Here is a 20,705-nt window from a genome sequence, read left to right on the forward strand (position 1 = left end):
CCACGCCTCCGCCACGGCGACGGATCAATCTCGTGAGGCGATGCCCTTACACGCTCGGCGCCGGGATGGCTAGAGCGGATCGCCAATTTCTTGCGGGTGGCGCGCCTCAGCCGGGCAGGGCGCAGTCCCCGAGCGCGCCGAGCTGCGCCAGGCGCCGCTGAACCCGGCCCGAAGCCGTCTGCAGCGCCCGGCTCGGACGGGCCGGGTTGCGCAGGATGGGATTCGGCAGGGCACCCGCGAGCCGCGCCGCCTCGGCCGGCGTCAGCCGCGCCGCCGGCTTGCCGAAATAGCGCTGGGCCGCCGCTTCCGCCCCATAGAGGCCGTCGCCCCATTCGGCAACGTTGAGATAGACCTCGATGACGCGCCTCTTGCCCCAGACGAAATCGATCGCCGTCGCGAGCGGGATTTCCAGGCCCTTGCGGAGATAGCTCCGGCCGGGCCAGAGGAAGACGTTCTTGGCCGTCTGCATGGTAAGCGTCGAGGCGCCGCGGCTCGGTCCGTCCTCATCCTCCATCACCGCGTTGAGCTCGACCCAGTCGACGCCGCGATGGCTGCAATAACGCTGGTCCTCGGAGGCGATGACCGCGCGGATGAGATTGGGCGAGATCCTGTCGAGGGAGACCCATGTCCGGTCGACCGGCTGGAAGGTCAGCCAGCGCCCGAGCATCAGCGTCGAGGGCACGGGCACGGCCATGTAGAGGATGAGAGCCGCGATGAGGATCAGCAGCCCGCCGACGACGAGGCGCAACGTCCAATCGACCGCCCGGCGCAGCAGGCCACGTCGTCTTCCTCGCGCTTCGGCCGTCACGCTCAAGCCGCCTCCTGCGCTGGCCCGTCATGGGCGCGCACCTTGACGATGCGGCTTGCCTCCGGCAAGGCCCCCCGGCAGCGAACGCGAGGCAGGCCGCATGAGTTCCGTTCCGACCGCAGCCCGCGAGGGCGAGCTCGAGGCCAGGCTGGCGCAGACCGCCGGCGCGATCGAGCGGCTGCTCGAGACGCTGCTGGAGAGCGTGCCGGCCGAGGGCGAGATCGCCCGGCCGGAGCGGCTGCTGGCGGCGATGCGCCATGGCGCGCTGGCCGGCGGCAAGCGGCTGAGGCCCTTCCTGACGGTGGAGACGGCGCGGCTCCTGGGCGCTGCCGGGGATGGCGCCTTGCGGGCGGGCGCCGCGGTCGAGCTGCTGCATTGCTATTCGCTGGTGCATGACGACCTGCCCGCGATGGATGATGACGACCTGCGCCGCGGCCGCCCCACCGTGCACAGGGCCTATGACGAGGCCACTGCCATCCTTGCAGGGGACGCGCTGCTGACGCTCGCCTTCGACGTGCTGGCCGATCCGGCCACGCATCCCTCCGGCGACATCCGGGCTGCGCTGGTGCGCTGTCTTGCGCGTGCCGCGGGGCCGGGCGGCATGGTCGGCGGGCAGATGCTCGATCTTGCGGCGGAAGGGCGCTTCGATGCGCTCCGTCAAGAGCTCGGAGAGACCGAGATCAGGCGGTTGCAGGCGATGAAGACCGGTGCGCTGCTGGCAGCGAGCGTCGAGATCGGCGCGCGGCTGGGCGAGGCCGACAAGGCTGCGCTCGCGGCGCTCACCGCCTATGGGCGAGCCCTGGGCGCGACCTTCCAGGTGGCCGACGACATCCTCGATGTCGAGGCCGACGCCGCCCAGCTGGGCAAGGCGACGGCCAAGGACGAGGACAAGGGGAAGGCGACGCTGATCGGTGCGCTGGGGCTCGCCGGCGCCAAGCGCGAGCGCGACCGGCTGAGCGCCGAGGCCGTGGAGGCGTTGTCAGGCTTCGGCCCGGCGGCGGACATGCTGCGGGCCGCGGCGCGGTTCGCGGCCGAGCGCAAGAGCTGAGGCGTCTGGGTCCCCGCGCTATCCCGACTTCACTTTCGCGCCTCGGCCCTACTGCCAGCGGCCGAAGGCGTCGGCCAGCGTCTGGCCGCCGGAGACGCCCTTCTCGAAGGTGATGATGCCGCGGCGGCCCGAGGCGAGCAGGATCGGGATGTCGATCCAGCTGCGGTTGAGGATGAGGTCGGTGTTGCGCTCGACTTCGACCGGCACGTTCGACATGGCCGCCACGAACAGCCCGTCGCCGAGGGCCGAGTTGATCGCCGAGAGCGGGGCGCCACGCTCGCCTTCCTCGGTCTTGAACTGCGGCACGCCGACTTCCTTGATGCCCTGCGCTGCCGGATCGACCGTGCTGGTGAAGCGCATGCCGATAATGTGCGAGGCGGGAAAGGCCGGATCGGTGTTGCGGCGGATGGTGAAATCGAGGCTCAGGCCGAATTCGGCGATCTCGACACTGGCGCGCACGATGGTCTCGACCGGGCGGCCCTGGCCGACGCTCTCGCTGTCGAGGCGCCAGAAGACGCGGCCCTGGACCGTGCGCGGCTGCTGCGGGTTCTCCGGCGATTCGATGTAGAGGATGGCGCGCTGGGCGACCGCGACCTCGCCGCCGGGCTGCGGCACCGGCGTGCCGGGCGTGCCGCCCGCATTGCCGGCCGGCCGGTTCTGGCGACCGCCTGCCTGGTCGCCGCCGATGCGGTCGCCGATCTTGCCGTTGCCTTCAGGCTGGGCCGGCTGGTTCTGAGCGCTCTGGGCCGCCGGGCGCGGGCCCTCCTGCGGGCGCAGCTTGTGGACATAGATCGCGGTGCCGGCGATGGCGGCGACGGCGATGGCAACGATGCCGCCGACCACCACCGTGCGGATATGGCCGGGCTTCACCCGCGGCTCGCGCGGCGGCATGACCCGCGGCCGGACCGGCTGGGGCTCCATCGGCTCGGGCAGCGGCTCATCCTCGCCGGGACCCGTGGCCGGCAGCGGCGCGAAATCGGGCTGGCGGCGCGTCTCGGACGGGGGGGCGGAGGCCGGGGGCGGCTCCACCGGGCGGATCACCGGCCCGCTCGCCGCCGGCTGGGGCGCAGGAGCCTCGTCGTAATCGGCCTCGATGCGGGCGACGGCCTCGTCCAGCGACAGCCGCTCGCGCATGATCTCGGCCTCGCCCAGCGGCGGGTCGAGCCCGCGCAACTGGGAGACCAGCGCCGTCTTCGCCCGCTCGTAGAGCGCACGGCGCGCCTCCGGGGAGTTGTCGGAGAGCCCCGCGACGGCGCGCGACAGGATCGGATAGAAGTCGGCCATTGGCCTCACTTGTCCCGTGGGGGAGGGTGCGTCAACCCTTCAAGAGCAGCGTTCAGGTCTTGCGGAGGCAAGGTGGCCTTCGCAAGGCAGGCTCAGCCCTCGAAGGGGTTGTGCACCAGGATGGTATCGTCGCGCTCCGGACTGGTCGACAGCACGGCGACGGTCGCGCCGATCAGCTCCTCGATGCGGCGGACATATTTGATCGCCTGCGCGGGCAGCTCGGCCCAGGAGCGGGCATTTGCAGTCGAGCCCTCCCAGCCCTCGATCGTCTCGTAGACGGGCTCGACGCGGGCCTGGTCGCTCTGGCCGGCCGGCAGATGCTCGATGACCTGCCCGTCCAGCCTGTAGCCGACGCAGACCTTGATCTCCTCGAAGCCGTCGAGGATGTCGAGCTTGGTCAGCGCGATGCCGTCGATGCCGGAGGTCTTGACGGTCTGGCGGACCAGGCAGGCGTCGAACCAGCCGCAGCGGCGCTTGCGCCCGGTGACGACGCCGAATTCCTTGCCCTTCTGGCCGATCAGCTCGCCGATCTCGTCGAAAAGCTCGGTCGGGAACGGACCCTCGCCGACGCGGGTGGTGTAGGCCTTGGCGATGCCCAGCACATAGCCGACGGCGGAGGGACCGAGGCCCGAGCCGGTGGCGGCCTGGCCGGCGACGATGTTGGAGGAGGTGACGAAGGGATAGGTGCCATGGTCGACGTCGAGCAGCGCGCCCTGCGCACCCTCGAACAGGATGCGCTTGCCGGCGCGGCGCTGCGCATCGAGCAGGGCCCAGACGGTGTCGGCGAAGGGCAGGATCTCGGGCGCGATCGCCTTGAGCTGGCCGAGCAGCTCGGCCCCGTCCACCTCGGCGATGCCGAGGCCGCGGCGCAAGGCGTTGTGGTGGGCCAGCAGGCGCTCGATCTTGGCCTCGAGCAGCGCCTCGTCCTTCAGGTCGACGACGCGGATGGCGCGGCGGCCGACCTTGTCCTCATAGGCCGGGCCGATGCCGCGCTTGGTGGTGCCGATCTTCATGCCGGCATTGGCGGTCTCGCGGAAATGGTCCAGCTCGCGGTGCAGCGGCAGGATCAGCGTCGCATTGTCGGCGATGCGCAGATTGTCCGGGGTGATCGCGACGCCCTGGCCGCGCAGCTTGGCGATCTCCTCGACGAGATGCCAAGGATCGACGACGACGCCATTGCCGATGACCGAGAGCTTGCCCGGCCGCACGATGCCCGAGGGCAGCAGCGAGAGCTTGTAGACATTGCCGTCGATGACCAGCGTGTGGCCGGCATTGTGCCCGCCCTGGAACCGCACCACGACATCGGCCTGGCTGGAGAGCCAGTCGACGATCTTGCCCTTGCCCTCGTCGCCCCACTGGGCGCCGACCACAACCACATTCGCCATGAGCGAGGTGTCCCTGCTGTTTACAACCGCATTGCCGTGCAAGCGGCCCGCGCAAACGCAAAACCCCGGCGCAAGGCCGGGGTTTCGGGGCAGGTCCTTGCAAGCCCTCTTGGGCCAATGCGGGCGGAAGGTCAAGTTTCGCTGGCGAAAAGCGACGCTCCCGTCCGCCGCCCGGCCGGCCTCGCGGCGGGTCCCCCGCGGGCGCGGGGAGCTTGCGGAGAGCTTCCGGCATGGCCGCCCTGCAGGATGCGCGCGGGAATCCTGCCACAATCGAGGATAAAGGCTAGGGTCGCACGGGCCTCAGCCCGAGGCGCAAGGGGACCTATCGCCATCATGACCAAGCTCGATTCCTGGCTCGACCAGCACCACGCCGCCTTCACCGCCATCCGCCGCGACATCCATGCCCATCCGGAGCTGGGGCTGGAGGAGGTGCGCACCGCGAAGCTGGTCGCGGAGAAGCTGCGGGAATGGGGCGTCGAGGTCACCGAGAATGTCGGCCAGACCGGCGTCGTCGGGGTAATCCGCGGCAAGCAGCCGGGGACGCGGGCGATCGGCCTGCGCGCCGACATGGACTGCCTGGCGCTGGAGGAGACGACGAACCTGCCCTATTCGTCGAAGAATCCCGGCCGGATGCATGCCTGCGGCCATGACGGCCACACCACCATGCTGCTGGCCGCGGCGCGCTACCTCGCCGAGAACCGCGACTTCGCCGGAACGGTCAACCTGATCTTCCAGCCGGCCGAGGAAGGCCGCGGCGGCGCCAACGCCATGCTGGCCGACGGCCTCTTCGAGCGCTTCCCCTGCGATGCGATCTACGGCCTGCACAACACGCCCGGCATGCCGACCGGCAGCTTCGGCACCACGGTCGGGCCGTTCCTGGCAGCGGCCGATAGCTGGAAGGTGACTTTCCGCGGCGTCGGCGGCCATGGCGGCTCGCAGCCGCATCGCTCGACCGACATCACCTATGCGCAGGCGCATTTCGTGCTCGGGCTGCAGGGCATCGTCGGTCGCAACGTCGCCCCGCTCGACACCGCCGTGATCAGCGTCGGCTACATCCATGGCGGTGATGTCGCCGCCTCCAACGTCATCCCCTCGGAGCTGGTCATCGGCGGCACGGCGCGCACCTATTCGCAGGAGGTGCGCGACACGGTCGAGCGCCGCATCGCCGAACTGGCCCTGGCGACGGCGCAGGCCTGGGGCTGCCAGGCGGAGCCCTATTACCATCGCGGCACCAGCCCGCTGGTGAACGAGGCCGAGCAGGTCAGGGTCGCGGTCGCGGCGGCCACGCAGGCAGCGGGGGCCGAGCACGTCAACGGCCAGCTTCGGCCCGGCACGGGCGGCGAGGATTTCGCCGAGATGATGCTGGTGCGCCCCGGCGCCTTCATGCGGATCGGCAACGGCGTCAATCCGGACGGCTCCTTCACCGGCCTGCATACGCCACTCTACGACTTCAATGACGCGATCATCCCGGCCGGCGTGCGCTACTGGGTCGGCCTCGTCGACCAGGAGCTCGGCCAGGACTGGCAGGCGATGGCCGCGGAGTAACCTCGCGCCTCTTGAGGGAACGCTTGTCATCCCGGGCGACCGAAGGGAGAGCCGGGATTCATGCCTGAACCGCTCCGGCATGGAACCCGGGTCTTCGCTTCGCCGCGCCCGGGAATGACCGCTCTCTTCGCCATGGGACACATACGATGAAAACCCTCGCCATCTCGACGCTGACGATCTGCGGCATCGACGAATTGCCGGACAACAGCGCCCGCGAGGTGACGCATGTGCTCTCGGTGCTCGATCCGGACCGGCCGGAGATCGAAGCCTTCGGCAGCTATGGCGCCCATCACCGCGTCACGCTGCGCTTCCACGACATCATCGACCCGCGGCCGGGCCAGGTGATGCCGGCGCCGGAGCATGTCGGCGAGATCCTGCGCTTCGGCGCAGATTTGCGCGAGACGGCGACGGGGCGTGCGAGCGGCCATCTGCTGGTGCATTGCCATATGGGCATCTCGCGCTCGACGGCGGCGATGCTGGCGCTGATGGCGCAGGCGGACCCTGACGAGCATGAGGACGGGCTGTTCGCGCGGCTGCGCGAGATCCGCCCGCAGGCCTGGCCCAATTCGGTGATGGTCGGCTTCGCCGACGAGCAGCTTGGGCGCAAGGGTCGGCTCACCGAGGCGCTGCGCCGGCATTACGCGCGGCAGCTCGAGGTGCAGCCCAAGTACCGGACCTGGATGAGCGAACTCGGCCGCGGCCGCGAGGTCGAGCTGGCCCTGTGAGGCGGCAATGCAGGCCGCGCGGCCTGCACAAGCAAAAGGCTCCGCCGGAGCGGAGCCTTCCGTAAACCAGGGGAAGCGAATCGCGCCGCTACACCCTCGGCCTGGTCACTTGGACCAGCGGCCCTCATACTTGAACGCCGGCGCGGCCTTGAGCGCGTCCTTCGTGGTCTCCATCATGGCGGACCACTTCTTGTCGCTCTCATTATAGGTGACCTTCAGCGCGGCCGGGGAGACGACCACATAATGGTCGCCCATGCCGAGGAAGCCGCCGACCGAGAGGATGTATCCGCTCACCTGGCCGTTCGACATCACGACGTCCTCGATTTCGCCGATATTCTCCTTGGCGGAGTTCATGACGTTGACGTCTTCGAGGTTGCTGCTCAGCACATCGGTCGGCTTCGCCGTGACGTAGACTTCCTTCACCGCCGTGCTCGTGGTCGCGGTCTGCGCGTAGGCGGCCGTCGAAAGAACAGCGGCAGACGCAATGGCGATGATCATGGTGCGCATCAGGCAAAACTCCAAGTTCAGATAACCCCAGCCCGAGAGGGTAACGTTCCCGCGGAGCCGATGTTCCTGTTCAGGGAGCCATTTCTTCTCTCCTATGCGCGGCCTTCGCAAATGCACATCTGATGGGGCGGAGCCTCAAGCCCTGCCGCGTGTGCTGGCATGCGGCTTGACGCGATGCTCGATGAAGTTGCGCAGCTCGGTGACGCGGCGCTCATCCTCGAGCACCTCGCGGTCGAGTCCATGCGCCCAGGCGAGGTCGCCCCGGCCACGGTCGGCATCGAGCGTGCGCAGGTCCTCGAGCCAGGCATGGGCTCCTTGCTCGTCCTTGCGGAATCCCTCGGCGATCAGGATAGGGACCATGCGGCCCAGGATCGAGGCGACCTGCCGCAGCGGGAATTCCGGGTGATACTGCACGCCCCAGAACGTGCCGCCATTGTGCCGGATCTCGGCGGCCTGGACCTGGCTGTAGGCGTTCGAGGCCAGGATGGTCGTGCCGTGCGGCGGCAGCGCGATCGTGTCGAGATGGATCGCCGGCGCGTCGTAACAGGCCGGGCGCCCCGCGAGCAGAGCGTGGTTACGGCCGGCCTCGGTGCGGGCGATGCGGCGGGCGAAGCCGACCTCGCGGCCATTGGGATTGGCGATGACGGTGCCGCCGGCCGCGACAGAGCCCATCTGGATGCCCCAGCAGGAGCCGAAGCAGGGCGTGCCGCTGGCATAGATCGCGCGCATCAGCTCGATCTGGCGGGTGACGGCCGGCTCGAGCTGGTAGATGTGCAGGGCCGAGCCGGTCAGCACGATCCCGTCATAGGATTGCAGGCCGGCGCCGTCCGGCAGGTTCGCGCCTTCATCGGCCGGCAGGCAGATATCGAAGACGAGATCGGGCGTGATGGCCGCGATTTCTGCCGCATAGGACTCGGCCGGGCTCTGCCCTCCATAGCTGCCCGCATGGGCCTGCCGCTGCTCGCGCGTGTTCCCGTCGACGAAGAGCAGGCGCAGCGGGCGGCGGACGGTTTCGATCATGGTGCAGGTCCGAGGGATGCATGGGGCGACGGGCGGGTGTGCGCCCACTCTCATAGGAGAGGCGCCATGCGCAAGGCTATGGCAGACGACATGCCCTCGCGACAGGCCGACAATGTGCACCCAGACCCGATGGCGACGCCGAGCCTGGCCCGGCGGCTATGGGGGAACGCCTATCTCCTGATGATCCTGACGACGCTGATCTGGGGCGGCAACGCCGTCGCCAGCCGGATGGCCGTCGGCAACATCACGCCGATGGCGCTGACCAGCCTGCGCTGGGTCGCGGTCTGCATGCTGATGCCACTGCTGATCCGGCGCGATCTCGTCACCTACTGGCCGCAGATCAGGGAGCGCTGGCGGTTCATCGCGCTGCTCGGCATCGCCGGCTTCACCGGCTTCAACACGCTGATGTATCTCGCCGCCTATTCGACCTCGGCGATCAATATCGGCATCCTGCAGGGCTCGATCCCGGTCATCGTGCTGGTCGGCGCCTTCTTCGCCTATCGGATTCCGATTACCGGCATGCAGGCGCTTGGCGTCGTGGTGACATTGCTGGGCGTGGCGGTGACGGCGAGCCGCGGCGATATCGAGGTGCTGACCGGCTTTCGCTTCGTGCCGGGCGACCTGCTGATGATCCTCGCCTGCGTGTTCTATGCCAGCTACACCGTCGGCGTGCGCAACCGGCCTGCGGTGCCGGCGCTCGTCTTCTTCACGGCGGCGGCGGGTTTCGCCTGCCTGTTCTCGCTGCCGCTCTTCGCCGCCGAGATCGCGCTCGGCGCCTTCCATTGGCCGACGGCGACCGGCTGGGGCGTGCTCGCCTTCACCGTGATCATGCCCTCGATCGTCTCGCAGCTCACCTTCATGCGCGCGATCGAGCTGATCGGCCCCGGCCGCGCCGGGCTCTTCGTCAATCTCGTGCCGGTCTTCGCGCCGCTGCTGGCCGTCCTGATCCTGGGCGAGCCCTTCGGGCTCTACCACGCGGTGGCGCTGGTGCTCGTGCTCGGCGGCATCTTCATCGCCGAGCGGCTGGGGCGATAGCTAGCGCTGCGCCGACACCGCCAGCTTGGCCACCTCCGCCAGCGCGGCCTCCCGCTCGTTTGCATCGACGCGGGAACCGGCGAGATAGATCGCGATGACGAAGCGGCGCCCGTCCGGCAAAGCGGCGATGCCAATGTCGTTGGTGGCGTGGTTGATCCCGTCCGTCGTCAGCCCCGCTCCGGTGCGATGGGCCAGCGTCGAACCGGCCGGCAGGCCCGCCTTGATGCGGTCGGCCCCGATCGGCGTCTCGGTGATGATCTTGGTCAGGAAGGCGGTGTGCGCCGGGTCCCGCAGCCAGTTGCCCTCGGCGAAGCCCTCGAGAAAGCGCGCGCTGGCTTCCGGCGTCGAGGCGTCGCGCTTGTCCTTCAGCGCCTCGGCCAGCGCCGTGAGGCGCTTGTCCGGCTTCAGCGCCCTCAGCTCGGCGCGGAAGCGCTGCTCATCCACCAGCTCGTCCCAGCCGAAACCCTCGAGCCCGTAGATCTCGGGCTGGAACTGGCGCTCGTAGCGGTCGACGGACAGGCCTTGCACGCCGCCTGCGCGCAGCATCGCGGTGACCACCTGCGGCCCGCCGATCTCGCGCATCAGCCGGTCGGCGGCGGTGTTGTCGCTCATGCCCGCGGCGAGCCGGATCAGCTCCTGCACGGGGTAGGTCGCGCTCTCGCCCTTGAACTGCCTGGCGAGCGGGCTGTGGAACAGCGAGAGGTCCTTGCGGGTGACGCTGACCGGCTGGTCGAGCCTGAGCTTGCCGGCCTCGACCTGCTGCAGCACGGCGACCGCCAGCGGCAGCTTGAAGACGCTCTGCATCGGGAAGGTCTCGGCGCCCCGATACGACCAGAGCTTGTGGTCCTTCAGGTCGATCAGCGCGACGCCGAGCCGCCCTTTCGCCCGCCGCTCGATCTTGGCGACGCCCTTGTCGAGCGCCGCCTTGTCCCAGTCGGCAAGGGCCGGCGAGGTGGCGAGCAGGCCGAGAGCGACGGCGGCGGCGATGCGAAGCATGAAAAATCCCCTCTGACGGAGCCAGAGGGGACTGCGATTGCGGCGCGGTGTGGGCGGATCAGAACTTCAGCCGCCGGGCGCGCTTGACCATCGGGATCTCGTGGATCTGGTCGAGGAGCTCGTCCGAGATCGCCTCGTCCAGCGCGACATAGCAGATCGCGTCGCCGCCCGGCTTGTCGCGGCCGAGCGCGAAGGTCGCGACATTGACGCCGGCTTGCCCGAGCAGGGAGCCGAACTGGCCGATGAAGCCCGGCTTGTCGGCGTTGCGGACATAGAGCATGTGCGGGGCGAATTCGGCATCGACCTGGATGTCGCGGATCTCGACGATGCGCGGCTTGCCGTCCTGGAAGACGGTGCCGGCGGCGTGGCGCGGCATGTCCTGCGCATCGACGACGATGCGGATCAGGCTTTCCAGATTGCCGGCGATCTCGCGCGTCAGCTCCTCGACGACGATGCCCTTCTCCTTCGCCACCATGGCGGAGTTGACCATGTTGATCTCGGGCAGGAAGGGCCTGAGCACGCCGGTGATGGCGGCTGCCGAGATCGCCTTCAGGTTCAGGCCCGCGACGGCGCCCTCATACTCGATGCGGATGCCCTTGACCGGCGCCTCGGTGAGCTGGCCGAGGAAGGAGCCGAGCTTCTCGGCGAGGTCCACGAAGGGCTTCACCCGCGGGGCTTCCTCGGCGGTGATCGAGGGGAAGTTGACCGCGTTGGTGATCGCGCCCTTGAGCAGGTAGTCGCTCATCTGCTCGGCGACCTGCAGGGCGACGTTCTCCTGCGCCTCGTTGGTCGCGGCGCCGAGATGGGGCGTGCAGACCACGTTGTCGAGGCCGAAGAGCGGGTTGCTCTCCGCCGGCTCCACTGAGAACACGTCGAAGGCGGCGCCCGCGACATGGCCGGACCTGATGAGGTCCGCCAGCGCCTGCTCGTCGACGAGGCCGCCGCGGGCGCAGTTGACGATGCGCACGCCCTTCTTCGTCTTCGCCAGCGCCTCGGCCGAGAGGATGTTCTTCGTCTTCTCGGTCATCGGGACGTGGAGCGTGATGAAGTCGGCGCGCTTCAGGAGGTCGTCGAGCTCGACCTTCTCGACGCCGAGCTGCACGGCGCGTTCGGCCGAGAGATAGGGGTCGTAGGCGATGACGCGCATCTTGAGGCCGATGGCGCGCTCGGCGACGATGGAGCCGATATTGCCGGCGCCGATCAGCCCCAGCGTCTTGGCCGTGATCTCCACGCCCATGAAGCGGTTCTTCTCCCACTTGCCGGCCTGCGTCGAGGCATCGGCCGCCGGGATCTGGCGGGCGAGCGCGAACATCATCGCGATCGCATGCTCGGCGGTGGTGATCGAGTTGCCGAAGGGCGTGTTCATCACGATCACGCCGCGGGCGGTCGCGGCCGGAATCTCGACATTGTCGACGCCGATGCCGGCGCGGCCGATGACCTTGAGGTTCTTGGCGGCCTCCAGCAGCCTGGCGGTGACCTTGGTGGCCGAGCGGATGGCGAGGCCGTCATACTCGCCGATGATCGCGGCGAGCCTGTCCTTGTCCTTGCCCAGCGCAGGATCGAAGGTCACCTCGATGCCGCGATCCTTGAAGATCTGCACGGCGGCGGGGGAGAGGGCGTCGGAAATCAGGACTTTTGGTGCGGACATGGGGATGGCTTTCGGCTGGCGCGGCGCGTCGGCGCTCTGCGCGGGACAGGGGTCAGCACGTCATGGCCGGGCTTGACCCGGCCATCTCGGGACGCGGAGGCGCAGGACGGCGCCTCTTCTTGGAGGAGATGGTCGGGTCAAGCCCGACCATGACGCAGGGTGTCAGGCCGCCTTCTTGCCCAGCCCGGCCTTCGCCTCGGCAAAGGCATAGGCCACCCACGGCATCAGCGCCTTCAGGTCGCGCGACTGGACGGTCGCGCCGCACCAGATGCGCAGGCCGGGAGGGGCGTCGCGGTAGTGGCCGAGATCGTAGCCGGCGCCGGCCTTCTCGATGATCGAGGCGACCTGCTTGGCGAAGGCGGCCTGCGCCTCCGCTGAAAGCGCCGTGACAGCCGGGTCGGTGAAGGTCAGGCAGACCGAGGTGTTCGAGCGCGTCTTCGGCTTCACCGCGAGGAAGTCGATGCCGTCGGTCTCGCGCACGAATTTGGCGACGACGCGGGCATTGGCGTCGGCGCGCTTCACCAGCCCGTCGAGCCCGCCGACCTTCTTGGCCCAGAGCAGCGCGTCGAGATAGTCCTCGACCGCGAGCATGGAGGGGGTGTTGATCGTCTCGCCGACGAAGATGCCCTCGATCAGCTTGCCGCCGCTCGTCATGCGGAAGATCTTCGGCAGCGGCCAGGCCGGCTTGTAGGTCAGGAGCCGCTCGACCGCGCGGGGCGAGAGCACGATCATGCCATGCGCGGCCTCGCCGCCGAGCACCTTCTGCCAGGAGAAGGTGACGACATCGAGCTTGGGCCAATCCAGCCTCTGCGCGAAGGCGGCGGAGGTGGCGTCGCAGATCGTCAGCCCCTCGCGGTCCTCGGCGATCCAGTCGGCATCCGGCACGCGCACGCCGGAGGTGGTGCCGTTCCAGGTGAAGACGACGTCGCGGGTTTTCGTGTCGACCTTCTTCAGGTTCGGCAATTCGCCATAGGGGGCATCGAAGGTGCGGACGTCTTCCAGCTTGAGCTGCTTGACGACATCGGTGACCCAGCCGGCGCCGAAGCTTTCCCAGCTCAGCATGTCGACGCCGCGGGCGCCGAGCATGGACCACAGCGCCATCTCGACGGCGCCGGTGTCGGAGGCCGGCACGATGCCGATGCGGTAATCGGCCGGGACCTGCAGCACCTCGCGCGTCAGATCGATCGCGGCTTTAAGCTTGTCCTTGCCGACCTTCGCGCGATGCGAGCGGCCGAGCGGCGCGTCAGAGAGATTTTTGAGAGCCCAGCCCGGGCGCTTGGCGCAGGGGCCCGACGAGAAATTCGGCACGCGCGGACGCATGCTCGGAGCGGTATTCACCATCGATGTCTCCATCCTTACAGATGGGCGCGCCCCGTTGGGGGGGCGTGTCCCGTCGATGGGGGTAAGGCGGAGGGGGTGGGGGAGTCAAGGTGGAGCTTCTTGTGACCCGAACAATCACATGGCACTAGGCGGGATTAACCGGGAATAAGCGGGATCAGGTTGCGCTTCGTATGAGGTAAGTCACGGAAGAGTTACTCTGTAACCCTTCCGCTAGGCGTGGGATCGGATTTATCAATGCCCAAGCTGTCAAGCCAGCGTGCCACAGAATATCGGCCCAGGACTGTGTATATCCCACCACCACCACAATGCAGCGAGGCAGATTGTTGATCGCTGCCCATTCCTCGCGACGTCACGCCGACTAGCCGCGCTTTCGGATCTCCTGGCAATTGAGCCATGATCGGCCCACCACTGTCTCCCCCGCATGTATCGGACACAGCAGTTCCGGAGGGGCGTCGGTCTGCCAAGATCATCTCGACGAACGGGGTGCAGCCTCGTTTAGTGAACTGCTTGTCTGCGCAATTGATTGATAGCACCGGGATATGCGCCTCTAGCCTCAACCCCCAGCCGGATTTTTCCGTAAGGCCGTAGCCAAGAGCTCGGAATGTCGCCGGCCACGATGCTACGCTTGCCATTGGGTGAGGTATGAGGTGACGCAGCCTATGCGTGGGCCCCTTCGGATCCGCGTTTAAAATCAGTATTGCGAGGTCGTTTCCTATAATTTTATCATTCCCGCAATAATATCCATCAAATAATAGAACTTCCTTTACTGAAAACCATTTAGATGCAGATCTAATGTTTGCTGAATTAGTTACCTGATAGCTGCTTTTTATCCCGCATCCGCAATGTCCTGCGGTAATGATCTGATGCGGGCCGATCAACGTTCCGCTGCAAATATAGTTCAGGCCGTCTTCTTTCTTGTAACTAATTCCAAATACATCGTCATAATGGGATGGTTTGCCATTGAAAATATATGGAGTTATACGGTCTTTTCCGATGGCGCCCCCTGGAACGTAGGTGTGCTTTGAGTCGCGCCTGCCGTAAAATCCATCCTCAGTTGAAACGTTGATCTGAGCGGAAGCATTTTGTGAAACCGCACGATCAATGCCGATTGCGCTCGCTATATAGAGCGTGGATAGCGCCAAAGCTATTCGCAAAAATGTCGTCATCGGCTGTATTGGGCCCACGCCTTTTCGCAGGAGGGCTGGTCCATTCCAATATCGCCACAATACTTCATGAATTTGAGGTGATCAGGCGCTCCAGATGTTTCTCTTAACGATGCGGATGGTTCGCCTGTTGCTACCAATCCATAGGGCGCTGACCGCTCAACGCCGGTGGCGGCAGCGATATCATGGCCGGCAGGCATATCTTGCCGTTTCTTCAAGGCCTCGGTCGCGGCATCAAGATAAGCGGTCCGCGCCTGTAGCAACTCGGTTTGCGCAGTAATCTCTTTCTTTCGCTCTTGGAGCACGCTGACATTCCGAGCTATGCTCCCAACCACAGCGTCATTGGCGGCTTCGATGACCTTGAGCGGCAGTGAAGCCAGACCCACGGCTTCGGCTGGTTTTACGACTTGCACTTCTGTCGGAATACCGCCCGCAAACGTCAATGTGGTTTCGCGCTTCACGAATGCGGTTCGTTGCACATCCAGTCGCAAAGCAGGCGATAGGTTCGCCATTTCAATCATTTGAGAGCGTTCTAGGATATACCCCCCGCGCACCCGGCGGAAAACTCGAACCCGGTGGCTTTGCGGTCGCCGATAATAGATGCCGGGGGCCTTTTGAACCGCTCGTATGTCGAAGCTCACGTAGCTGGAGCGCTCCAGAGCATCGGCGGTGGCAGAGCAAGCTGTCTTCGCCCCCTCAACTGCTAGGCAGAGTCCGTGCGGCTGCAGCCAACGGTTGGTTTCTGCCATCTCGGCATCACGAAATGGATCGAATGAATGGCTAGCAACCACGGTGGGGACTTGGCCTCCGACTGCGGCCTCCCGGAGCATCGAGACAACAGATTTGGTTAAAGCCTGAACGACTTCCGTGGTCTTGTCGTCATTGATCGAACCAATTCGCGTAAGTAAGCCTTTTTCAGAAATCGAGACTTTGACGTCATCGCTGGAAAGAGGTGAAAGATCTAAGCCAATGTCGATGTGCCCTGAGCGGTCCGGAACAACTTCACTGACAATCGCTACTGAGCTGTTCGCGCCTTGCTTTTGGAGCGAAACTGTCAAAACATGCTTCGGTAGATAGTATGATCCTGCTGACTGACCACTCGTATAGGCTCCGACGCCATTCGATGCATCATAGCTGTTCACGACTGAACAACCAGCAAGGAGCATCGCCGCCACTGCGGCAGCAGGCAGAGAATTTGTGATCATCTAGCCTGCCCCCGTATTTTACGTCGGCAGGCTGTCCAACTGAGGCATCTGGGTCAAGAGTAGCCGCTTCCCTTAAGACAGTTCTCCACACCTTTAGATTGCATTGCGTGAAAGAGACATCGCGCACTGCGGATCTCCAGCGACGGACGGCGCGGAATTGCGCCAATCATGGGTCGAAGAATCGGGAGATGACCGAGAGGAAGCTGACTTTCGCGCTCGCGCCTAGCCGTCACGGAGCCGCTGCACCTCCTTGCTGCAACGGCAGGCCCTCATCCGGCGCTCCGTGCCATCGTCTCCCATCTGGGAGAAGGAAGAGCGTCGCGGTTGCTGTCATCGTCATGCTCTGGCTTGTCCCGAGCATCCCCGTCTTGAACACGACTTCCGACCCGTGAAGACGTGGAGGGTCGCCACAGGGGCGGCCCTGACGGGTGGGGGGCGGCACGCTCCGGTTTTTCGTGATAGGCAGCGGGTCTCTCCTTCAGACAACGAGACGACGACCCGCCATGGCCAAGAAGACCCCCGAACAGCTCGCCCGTGAATTCGAGGGGCGCAAGGCCAAGGGGCTGGCCAAGGGCGGGGCGGCGTTCTGGCCGAATTTTCTCGCCAATGCCGTGCTGAAGCTCACCGCGCAGCGCGAGGCGATCACGCCCGAGGCGCTGATCGCGCTCGTCGAGCGCGAGGGCGAGAGCGCCGACATCCACGTCAGGACCGGCGCGGCGGAGGCCGTCGCCCGGCTGAAGCAGGCCATCGCCAAGGGAAGCTGAGGGGCGGCGAGGGGCGCGCGCGGCCTTCTGTCATTCCGGGGCGGCCGGCAGGCCGAACCCGGAACCCACGACCGGGTGGGCGCCTGCGAGGGGCGGAACCGCTTGTGCGGCAAGGCGGTCCCTGCTCGTGGGTTCCGGGTTCTCGCTGCGCGAGCCCCGGAATGACAGAGGAAAAAGCCTCTCCAAAACTTATCCCCGCCCCTCACCGCGCCCTTAATCTGCGACCACCTCGTCCCCGAGGGGCAGCCATCCGGAGGTGTGCCGTTGGTGTGGGCGAGGTCGGCGCCTGCGGGTGGAGTCACGATCCACTCCCGGGAGGCTGCGGGGCACCGCCCTGGGGGTAATACGGCCCCTGCGCGAGGAGCTCGCTGGACGGAGAGCGGCGCGGAAGGGTTTCGCGAGCGCGGTGGTGAAGAGGCCGTGCCGGGCCGGCGAGGGACAGGCCCCTCCCGCAACCCGGCGCCAGCGGCCGGAGCGCTGCCGGGCGGACGGAACGCCGGACGCGGCGCCTTCCTTACAAGCGCGGCCCGTGGCTTGAAAATCGCCGGAAGCGGAGCGCCACGGGGCGTGCGGAGGGTGGCTCAATCCCTCCGCGCCGCATCCTGGCTCAATGGAAGCGGCCCGATACCCCTGCGCCTCGCGGCGCTCCGCTGCCCCTCATCCTCGACGAACGTGCCACCGGCGCGGGCGGCGAAGGCGCTTGCGCGGTCCCCGGCCGTGCGCCGCGGCCCCGCCCTCACGCCCGCCAGGGCTTGCGGCCGCGCCGCTCCAGATAGACCCGCTCCGCAGTGCCGCCGAAGATCGCGGCCTTTTCGCCGGCCGAGAGGGTTTCGGTCAGCCGCTCGGCCGCTTCCAGCCAGCGCCGATAGGGCGCGCGCAAGGTCACGACCGGCCAGTCGCTGCCGAAGAGCAGGCGCTGCGGCCCGAAACAGGCCAGCAGGTGGTCGAAAGCGGGCTTCAGCGTCTCCAGCGACCAGTCCGGCGCGGCTTCGGTGACGAGGCCGGAGAGCTTGCAGATTGTGTTGGGCCGCGCCGCGATCGCGGCGATGCCGGCACGCCATCCGGCGAGATCGCCGCGGATGAGATCGGGCTTGGCGCCGTGGTCGAGCACGACGGGGCGCTCAGTCTCGCGCTCCAGCAGGGCGAGCAGGGCGGGGATCTGCGGCGGCTTCACCAGCGCGTCGAAGACGAGGCCGTGCTGCCGCATCGCCGCGAAGGCGGGGGCGAGACCGGGGCGGGCGAGCCAGTCCGGATCGGGAAGGTCCTGCACCATCGGGCGCAAGCCGACCAGCAGCGGGTCGGCGGCGAGCGCGGCGATGCGGGCGGGGGCGCCCGGCGCCTCGAAATCGGCCCAGCCGACGACGCCGGCGACGAAGGGCGTTCCGGCCGCGGTCTCGAGCAGGAAGCGGGTCTCCGCCTCGGTCGGCGCGGCCTGGACGAGGAGGGTGGCGTCGATGCCGCCGGCGGCGAGAAGGGGCGCGAGGTCGGCGGGCGTGAAGTCGCGGTAGAGCGGGGCGAGACCCGGCGTCAGCCAGCCATAGTCGCCGCGGGCGAGCCGCCAGAGATGCTGGTGGGAATCGATGCGCGGGGCGCGGTTCGCGGGGGCGGTCATGCGGCGGCTCCGGGCGTGGCGGCTGGGTTCTGCCGCCCTGTCTGCACGCCAACATGTCAGCTTGCAACCGCCGTGAAAGCGAGCTAGCGTCCGGCCCGATCGCAGGGGTCCTGACGATAAGTCAGGTGTCCTTCTGCGCAGCAAAGCCCGGCAAGGGCGAAGATCAAGCGGTCCGATCATGGCCGCGCAGATGTCCGTGGGAGGACGCCGATGACCGATCACCTTCTCAAGCCGACCCGTCGTGTCCTGCTCGCGGGCGGCACCGCCGCGATCGCCGCGCCGCTGGTGCTGCGCAAGGCGCAGGCGCAGGGCGCGTTCGACTGGAAGAAGTTCTCCGGCCAGTCGATCGACGTGCTGCTGGTGAAGAACCCGCGCTCGGACCTGATGCAGCAGGCGGAGAAGGAATTCACCGAGCTCACCGGCATCAAGGTCTCGTCGGAGCAGGTGCCGGAGCAGCAGCAGCGCCAGAAGGCGGTGATCGAATTCGCCTCGGGCAAGCCCTCCTTCGACGTCAGCGGCATCTCGCTGCATGTCCAGAAGCGCATGGCCGCGAAGGGCAAGTGGTTCGAGAACCTCGACCCCTTCATCAAGAACGCGGCGCTGACCGCGCCTGATTTCGACTTCGCAGATTTCGGCGCCGGCCCGGTCGCCTATGCGCGGCAGGCGGACGGGGCCCTCGATACGGTCCCGTTCTTCGTCGACTACTGGATCGTCTACTACAACAAGGAGCTCTTCGAGGCGAAGGGCGTGGCCTATCCGAAGTCGATGGACGAGATGTTCACGGCGGCGCAGAAGCTGCACGATCCCGCCAAGGGCATCGCCGGCTTCGTCTCGCGCGGGCTGAAGAACGCCAACGTCCCCGTCTGGACCTCGCTGATGCTCGGCCAGGGCGTGGAGACGGTGACGCCGGACGGCAAGCTCGCCACCGACACGCCCGAGGCGATCTGGGCGGCCGAGCTCTACAAGAAGCTCAACAAGGAGACCGGCCCGGTCGGCTCCGTCGGCTTCAACTGGAACGAGTGCCAGACCACCTTCATGCAGGGCCGCGCCGCGATGTGGCTCGACGGCGTCGGCTTCGCCACGCCGCTGGAGGACCCGACCAAGTCGCGCATCGTCGGCAAGGTCGGCTACGGCATCACGCCGCCGGGGCCGAAGGCTCACCATGCCGGCATGTTCGCCGACGGAATGGGCATCTCGCGCGGCTCCTCCAAGAAGGAGGCGGCCTGGCTCTACATCCAGTTCATGACCAACAAGAAGAACCAGCTCGCCATGCTGAAGGCCGGCGCCGGCGCGCCGGGCCGCTCCTCGGCCTATCTCGACAAGGCGACGATCGAGGCCTCCAAGTTCGGCAAGCAGTATTTCGACTGCCTGCTGGGCTCGGCCAAGATCGCGCGGGCCGGCCTGCCGCAGATCGTGCCGGTGACCGAGTTCCGCGACGTGTTCGGCGTGGCGCTGACCAATGCGATCGGCGGCGCGGATGTCGCGGCCGAGCTCAAGAAGGCAACCGAGACCTTCGCCCCGGTGCTCGCCAAGAGCGAGCAGGGCTGACGAGACGACCGTCCTGGCCGGGCTCGTCCCGGCCAGGACGGGGATCAGCACGCGGTTTCCAGAAGATGCCCGGGCCAGGCCCGTGCATGACGGTTCAGGCGCATGACGACGACCTCCCTGCCGGCCAGCCTTGATGATGTGACCGCGACGGCGGCCAGGGAATCGGCCGATTTCACGCCGCGTTACTGGCTGTTCTCGCTGCCGGCGGTGCTGGTCATCGCGGCGGTGATCGTCTTCCCGTGGATCTACACGCTGTTCATGTCCTTGCAGGACTGGAAGATCGGCGGCGGGTCGGAATTCGTCGGGCTCGGCAATTTCATGGATCTGGCGAAGGATCAGCGCTTCGTCGAATCGATGGGGCACACGGTCTATTTCACCGTGCTGGCGGTGGTGCTGCCGATTGTCTTCGGCACGGCGGCGGCCCTTGTCTTCCACCGCGAATTCCCCGCGCGCGGGCTGCTGCGGACGATCTTCATCATGCCGATGATGGCGACGCCGGTCGCGGTGGCGCTGGTCTGGACGATGATGTTCCATCCCCAGCTCGGCGTGCTGAACTACCTGCTCTCGCTGGTCGGCATCGGGCCCTCGGCCTGGGTCTACGATCCCGGCACGGTGATCCCGACGCTCGTCATGGTCGAGGTCTGGCACTGGACGCCGCTCGTCATGCTGATCGTGCTCGGCGGTCTCGCCGGGCTGCCGAAGGAGCCCTATGAATCGGCCCTGATCGACGGCGCCAACGACTGGCACATGTTCCGGCACATCACGCTGCCGCTGGTCTGGCCCTTCATCATGGTGGCGATCGTGATCCGCACCATCGACGCGCTGAAGGCCTTCGACACGATCTTCGTCATCACGCAGGGCGGGCCGGGCACCGCGTCCGAGACGATGAACATCTTCCTCTATCTGCAGGCGTTCCAGTTCTACAAGATCGGCTACGCCTCCGCCGTCGTGGTGATCTTCTTCATCATCATCATCATGCTCTCGCTGCTGCTGCTCTATGCACGGCAGAAGTCGAAGTGGAACGCGTGATGGCGAACCCTTCCATGGCAACCACGCCGCCATCCCGGGCGA

General features: G+C 67.1%; 18 protein-coding genes. 7 read left to right on the top strand and 11 right to left on the bottom strand.

Translation table 11 applies throughout. From position 1 onward, the window contains the following. Positions 1-106: 106 nt before the first annotated feature. On the bottom strand, positions 107-748 hold the full coding sequence (gene mtgA, locus BW981_RS09900; RefSeq protein WP_280174200.1) for a monofunctional biosynthetic peptidoglycan transglycosylase: 642 nt from the start codon (positions 746-748) through the stop codon (positions 107-109). Positions 749-908: 160 nt separating this feature from the next. Here mtgA and BW981_RS09905 point away from each other — a divergent pair, with 160 nt between their 5' ends. Beyond that, positions 909-1,856, top strand: coding sequence for a polyprenyl synthetase family protein (locus BW981_RS09905; protein ID WP_076438620.1), 948 nt, complete (start codon positions 909-911; stop codon positions 1,854-1,856). Positions 1,857-1,904: 48 nt separating this feature from the next. Here BW981_RS09905 and BW981_RS09910 read toward each other — a convergent pair whose 3' ends face one another. Next, a complete protein-coding gene (locus BW981_RS09910) occupies positions 1,905-3,140 on the bottom strand; it encodes a hypothetical protein (RefSeq protein WP_076438622.1) in 1,236 nt (411 codons plus the stop codon). Positions 3,141-3,232: 92 nt separating this feature from the next. Further along, on the bottom strand, positions 3,233-4,525 hold the full coding sequence (locus tag BW981_RS09915) for an adenylosuccinate synthase (protein ID WP_076438624.1): 1,293 nt from the start codon (positions 4,523-4,525) through the stop codon (positions 3,233-3,235). 333 nt (positions 4,526-4,858) lie between these two features. Between BW981_RS09915 and BW981_RS09920 the strand changes: the two genes are divergently transcribed. After that, on the top strand, positions 4,859-6,070 hold the full coding sequence (locus BW981_RS09920; RefSeq protein ID WP_076438626.1) for a M20 aminoacylase family protein: 1,212 nt from the start codon (positions 4,859-4,861) through the stop codon (positions 6,068-6,070). 146 nt (positions 6,071-6,216) lie between these two features. Further along, on the top strand, positions 6,217-6,795 hold the full coding sequence (locus BW981_RS09925) for a tyrosine phosphatase family protein (protein ID WP_076438629.1): 579 nt from the start codon (positions 6,217-6,219) through the stop codon (positions 6,793-6,795). A gap of 105 nt (positions 6,796-6,900) precedes the next feature. Here the strand turns inward: BW981_RS09925 and BW981_RS09930 are convergent, their stop codons facing one another. Next, on the bottom strand, positions 6,901-7,302 hold the full coding sequence (locus tag BW981_RS09930; RefSeq protein ID WP_076438959.1) for a PRC-barrel domain-containing protein: 402 nt from the start codon (positions 7,300-7,302) through the stop codon (positions 6,901-6,903). Between the two features lie 135 nt (positions 7,303-7,437). After that, positions 7,438-8,322: a type 1 glutamine amidotransferase gene (locus BW981_RS09935; RefSeq protein WP_076438631.1), complete on the bottom strand. Its 885-nt coding sequence runs from the start codon at positions 8,320-8,322 to the stop codon at positions 7,438-7,440. A gap of 66 nt (positions 8,323-8,388) precedes the next feature. Between BW981_RS09935 and BW981_RS09940 the strand changes: the two genes are divergently transcribed. Then, positions 8,389-9,357: a DMT family transporter gene (locus tag BW981_RS09940; RefSeq protein WP_244560284.1), complete on the top strand. Its 969-nt coding sequence runs from the start codon at positions 8,389-8,391 to the stop codon at positions 9,355-9,357. Here the strand turns inward: BW981_RS09940 and bla are convergent, their stop codons facing one another. The 5 genes from bla to BW981_RS22545 form a co-directional block, all read right to left on the bottom strand. Further along, the gene (bla, locus tag BW981_RS09945) at positions 9,358-10,353 is read right to left on the bottom strand and encodes a class A beta-lactamase (protein WP_076438634.1); all 996 of its coding nucleotides are present in this window, start codon (positions 10,351-10,353) and stop codon (positions 9,358-9,360) included. It abuts the gene before it with no gap. 58 nt (positions 10,354-10,411) lie between these two features. Then, complete coding sequence (gene serA, locus BW981_RS09950; RefSeq protein ID WP_076438636.1) at positions 10,412-12,001, bottom strand: phosphoglycerate dehydrogenase; 1,590 nt, start codon at positions 11,999-12,001, stop codon at positions 10,412-10,414. 162 nt (positions 12,002-12,163) lie between these two features. Then, the gene (locus BW981_RS09955; protein WP_076438638.1) at positions 12,164-13,342 is read right to left on the bottom strand and encodes a phosphoserine transaminase; all 1,179 of its coding nucleotides are present in this window, start codon (positions 13,340-13,342) and stop codon (positions 12,164-12,166) included. 191 nt (positions 13,343-13,533) lie between these two features. Next, on the bottom strand, positions 13,534-14,508 hold the full coding sequence (locus BW981_RS09960) for a trypsin-like serine protease (protein WP_076438640.1): 975 nt from the start codon (positions 14,506-14,508) through the stop codon (positions 13,534-13,536). Further along, positions 14,505-15,710 (bottom strand): hypothetical protein, encoded by a 1,206-nt coding sequence (locus BW981_RS22545; RefSeq protein ID WP_139333715.1) that lies wholly within the window; start codon positions 15,708-15,710, stop codon positions 14,505-14,507. Before BW981_RS22545 ends, BW981_RS09960 begins: the two co-directional genes overlap by 4 nt. Positions 15,711-16,213: 503 nt before the next feature. Here BW981_RS22545 and BW981_RS09965 point away from each other — a divergent pair. Beyond that, positions 16,214-16,474 carry a hypothetical protein gene (locus BW981_RS09965; protein ID WP_076438642.1) on the top strand — a complete coding sequence of 87 codons (261 nt, stop codon included), beginning with the start codon at positions 16,214-16,216 and terminating at the stop codon, positions 16,472-16,474. Positions 16,475-17,210: 736 nt separating this feature from the next. Here the strand turns inward: BW981_RS09965 and BW981_RS09970 are convergent. Next, entirely contained in the window at positions 17,211-18,086 is an 876-nt protein-coding gene (locus BW981_RS09970; protein WP_076438644.1) for an amidohydrolase family protein, read from the bottom strand. 210 nt (positions 18,087-18,296) lie between these two features. Here BW981_RS09970 and BW981_RS09975 point away from each other — a divergent pair, with 210 nt between their 5' ends. Both BW981_RS09975 and BW981_RS09980 read left to right on the top strand, forming a co-directional pair. After that, on the top strand, positions 18,297-19,634 hold the full coding sequence (locus BW981_RS09975) for an ABC transporter substrate-binding protein (RefSeq protein WP_076438646.1): 1,338 nt from the start codon (positions 18,297-18,299) through the stop codon (positions 19,632-19,634). A gap of 102 nt (positions 19,635-19,736) precedes the next feature. Continuing rightward, on the top strand, positions 19,737-20,663 hold the full coding sequence (locus BW981_RS09980) for a carbohydrate ABC transporter permease (protein WP_076438648.1): 927 nt from the start codon (positions 19,737-19,739) through the stop codon (positions 20,661-20,663). Positions 20,664-20,705: the final 42 nt, after the last annotated feature.

Source organism: Allobosea sp. TND4EK4 (assembly GCF_900156025.1).
In the GTDB taxonomy this organism is placed as follows: domain Bacteria; phylum Pseudomonadota; class Alphaproteobacteria; order Rhizobiales; family Beijerinckiaceae; genus Allobosea.

Coding starts and splice junctions, on each gene's coding strand:
- BW981_RS09930 (WP_076438959.1), bottom strand. CDS start 7,302: ATGCGCACCATGATCATCGCCATTGCGTCTGCCGCTGTTCTTTCGACG.
- BW981_RS09965 (WP_076438642.1), top strand. CDS start 16,214: ATGGCCAAGAAGACCCCCGAACAGCTCGCCCGTGAATTCGAGGGGCGC.
- BW981_RS09920 (WP_076438626.1), top strand. CDS start 4,859: ATGACCAAGCTCGATTCCTGGCTCGACCAGCACCACGCCGCCTTCACC.
- bla (WP_076438634.1), bottom strand. CDS start 10,353: ATGCTTCGCATCGCCGCCGCCGTCGCTCTCGGCCTGCTCGCCACCTCG.
- BW981_RS09915 (WP_076438624.1), bottom strand. CDS start 4,525: ATGGCGAATGTGGTTGTGGTCGGCGCCCAGTGGGGCGACGAGGGCAAG.
- BW981_RS09980 (WP_076438648.1), top strand. CDS start 19,737: ATGACGACGACCTCCCTGCCGGCCAGCCTTGATGATGTGACCGCGACG.
- BW981_RS09940 (WP_244560284.1), top strand. CDS start 8,389: ATGCGCAAGGCTATGGCAGACGACATGCCCTCGCGACAGGCCGACAAT.
- BW981_RS09905 (WP_076438620.1), top strand. CDS start 909: ATGAGTTCCGTTCCGACCGCAGCCCGCGAGGGCGAGCTCGAGGCCAGG.
- BW981_RS22545 (WP_139333715.1), bottom strand. CDS start 15,710: ATGATCACAAATTCTCTGCCTGCTGCCGCAGTGGCGGCGATGCTCCTT.
- BW981_RS09955 (WP_076438638.1), bottom strand. CDS start 13,342: ATGGTGAATACCGCTCCGAGCATGCGTCCGCGCGTGCCGAATTTCTCG.
- BW981_RS09960 (WP_076438640.1), bottom strand. CDS start 14,508: ATGACGACATTTTTGCGAATAGCTTTGGCGCTATCCACGCTCTATATA.
- BW981_RS09935 (WP_076438631.1), bottom strand. CDS start 8,322: ATGATCGAAACCGTCCGCCGCCCGCTGCGCCTGCTCTTCGTCGACGGG.
- serA (WP_076438636.1), bottom strand. CDS start 12,001: ATGTCCGCACCAAAAGTCCTGATTTCCGACGCCCTCTCCCCCGCCGCC.
- BW981_RS09910 (WP_076438622.1), bottom strand. CDS start 3,140: ATGGCCGACTTCTATCCGATCCTGTCGCGCGCCGTCGCGGGGCTCTCC.
- BW981_RS09925 (WP_076438629.1), top strand. CDS start 6,217: ATGAAAACCCTCGCCATCTCGACGCTGACGATCTGCGGCATCGACGAA.
- BW981_RS09970 (WP_076438644.1), bottom strand. CDS start 18,086: ATGACCGCCCCCGCGAACCGCGCCCCGCGCATCGATTCCCACCAGCAT.
- BW981_RS09975 (WP_076438646.1), top strand. CDS start 18,297: ATGACCGATCACCTTCTCAAGCCGACCCGTCGTGTCCTGCTCGCGGGC.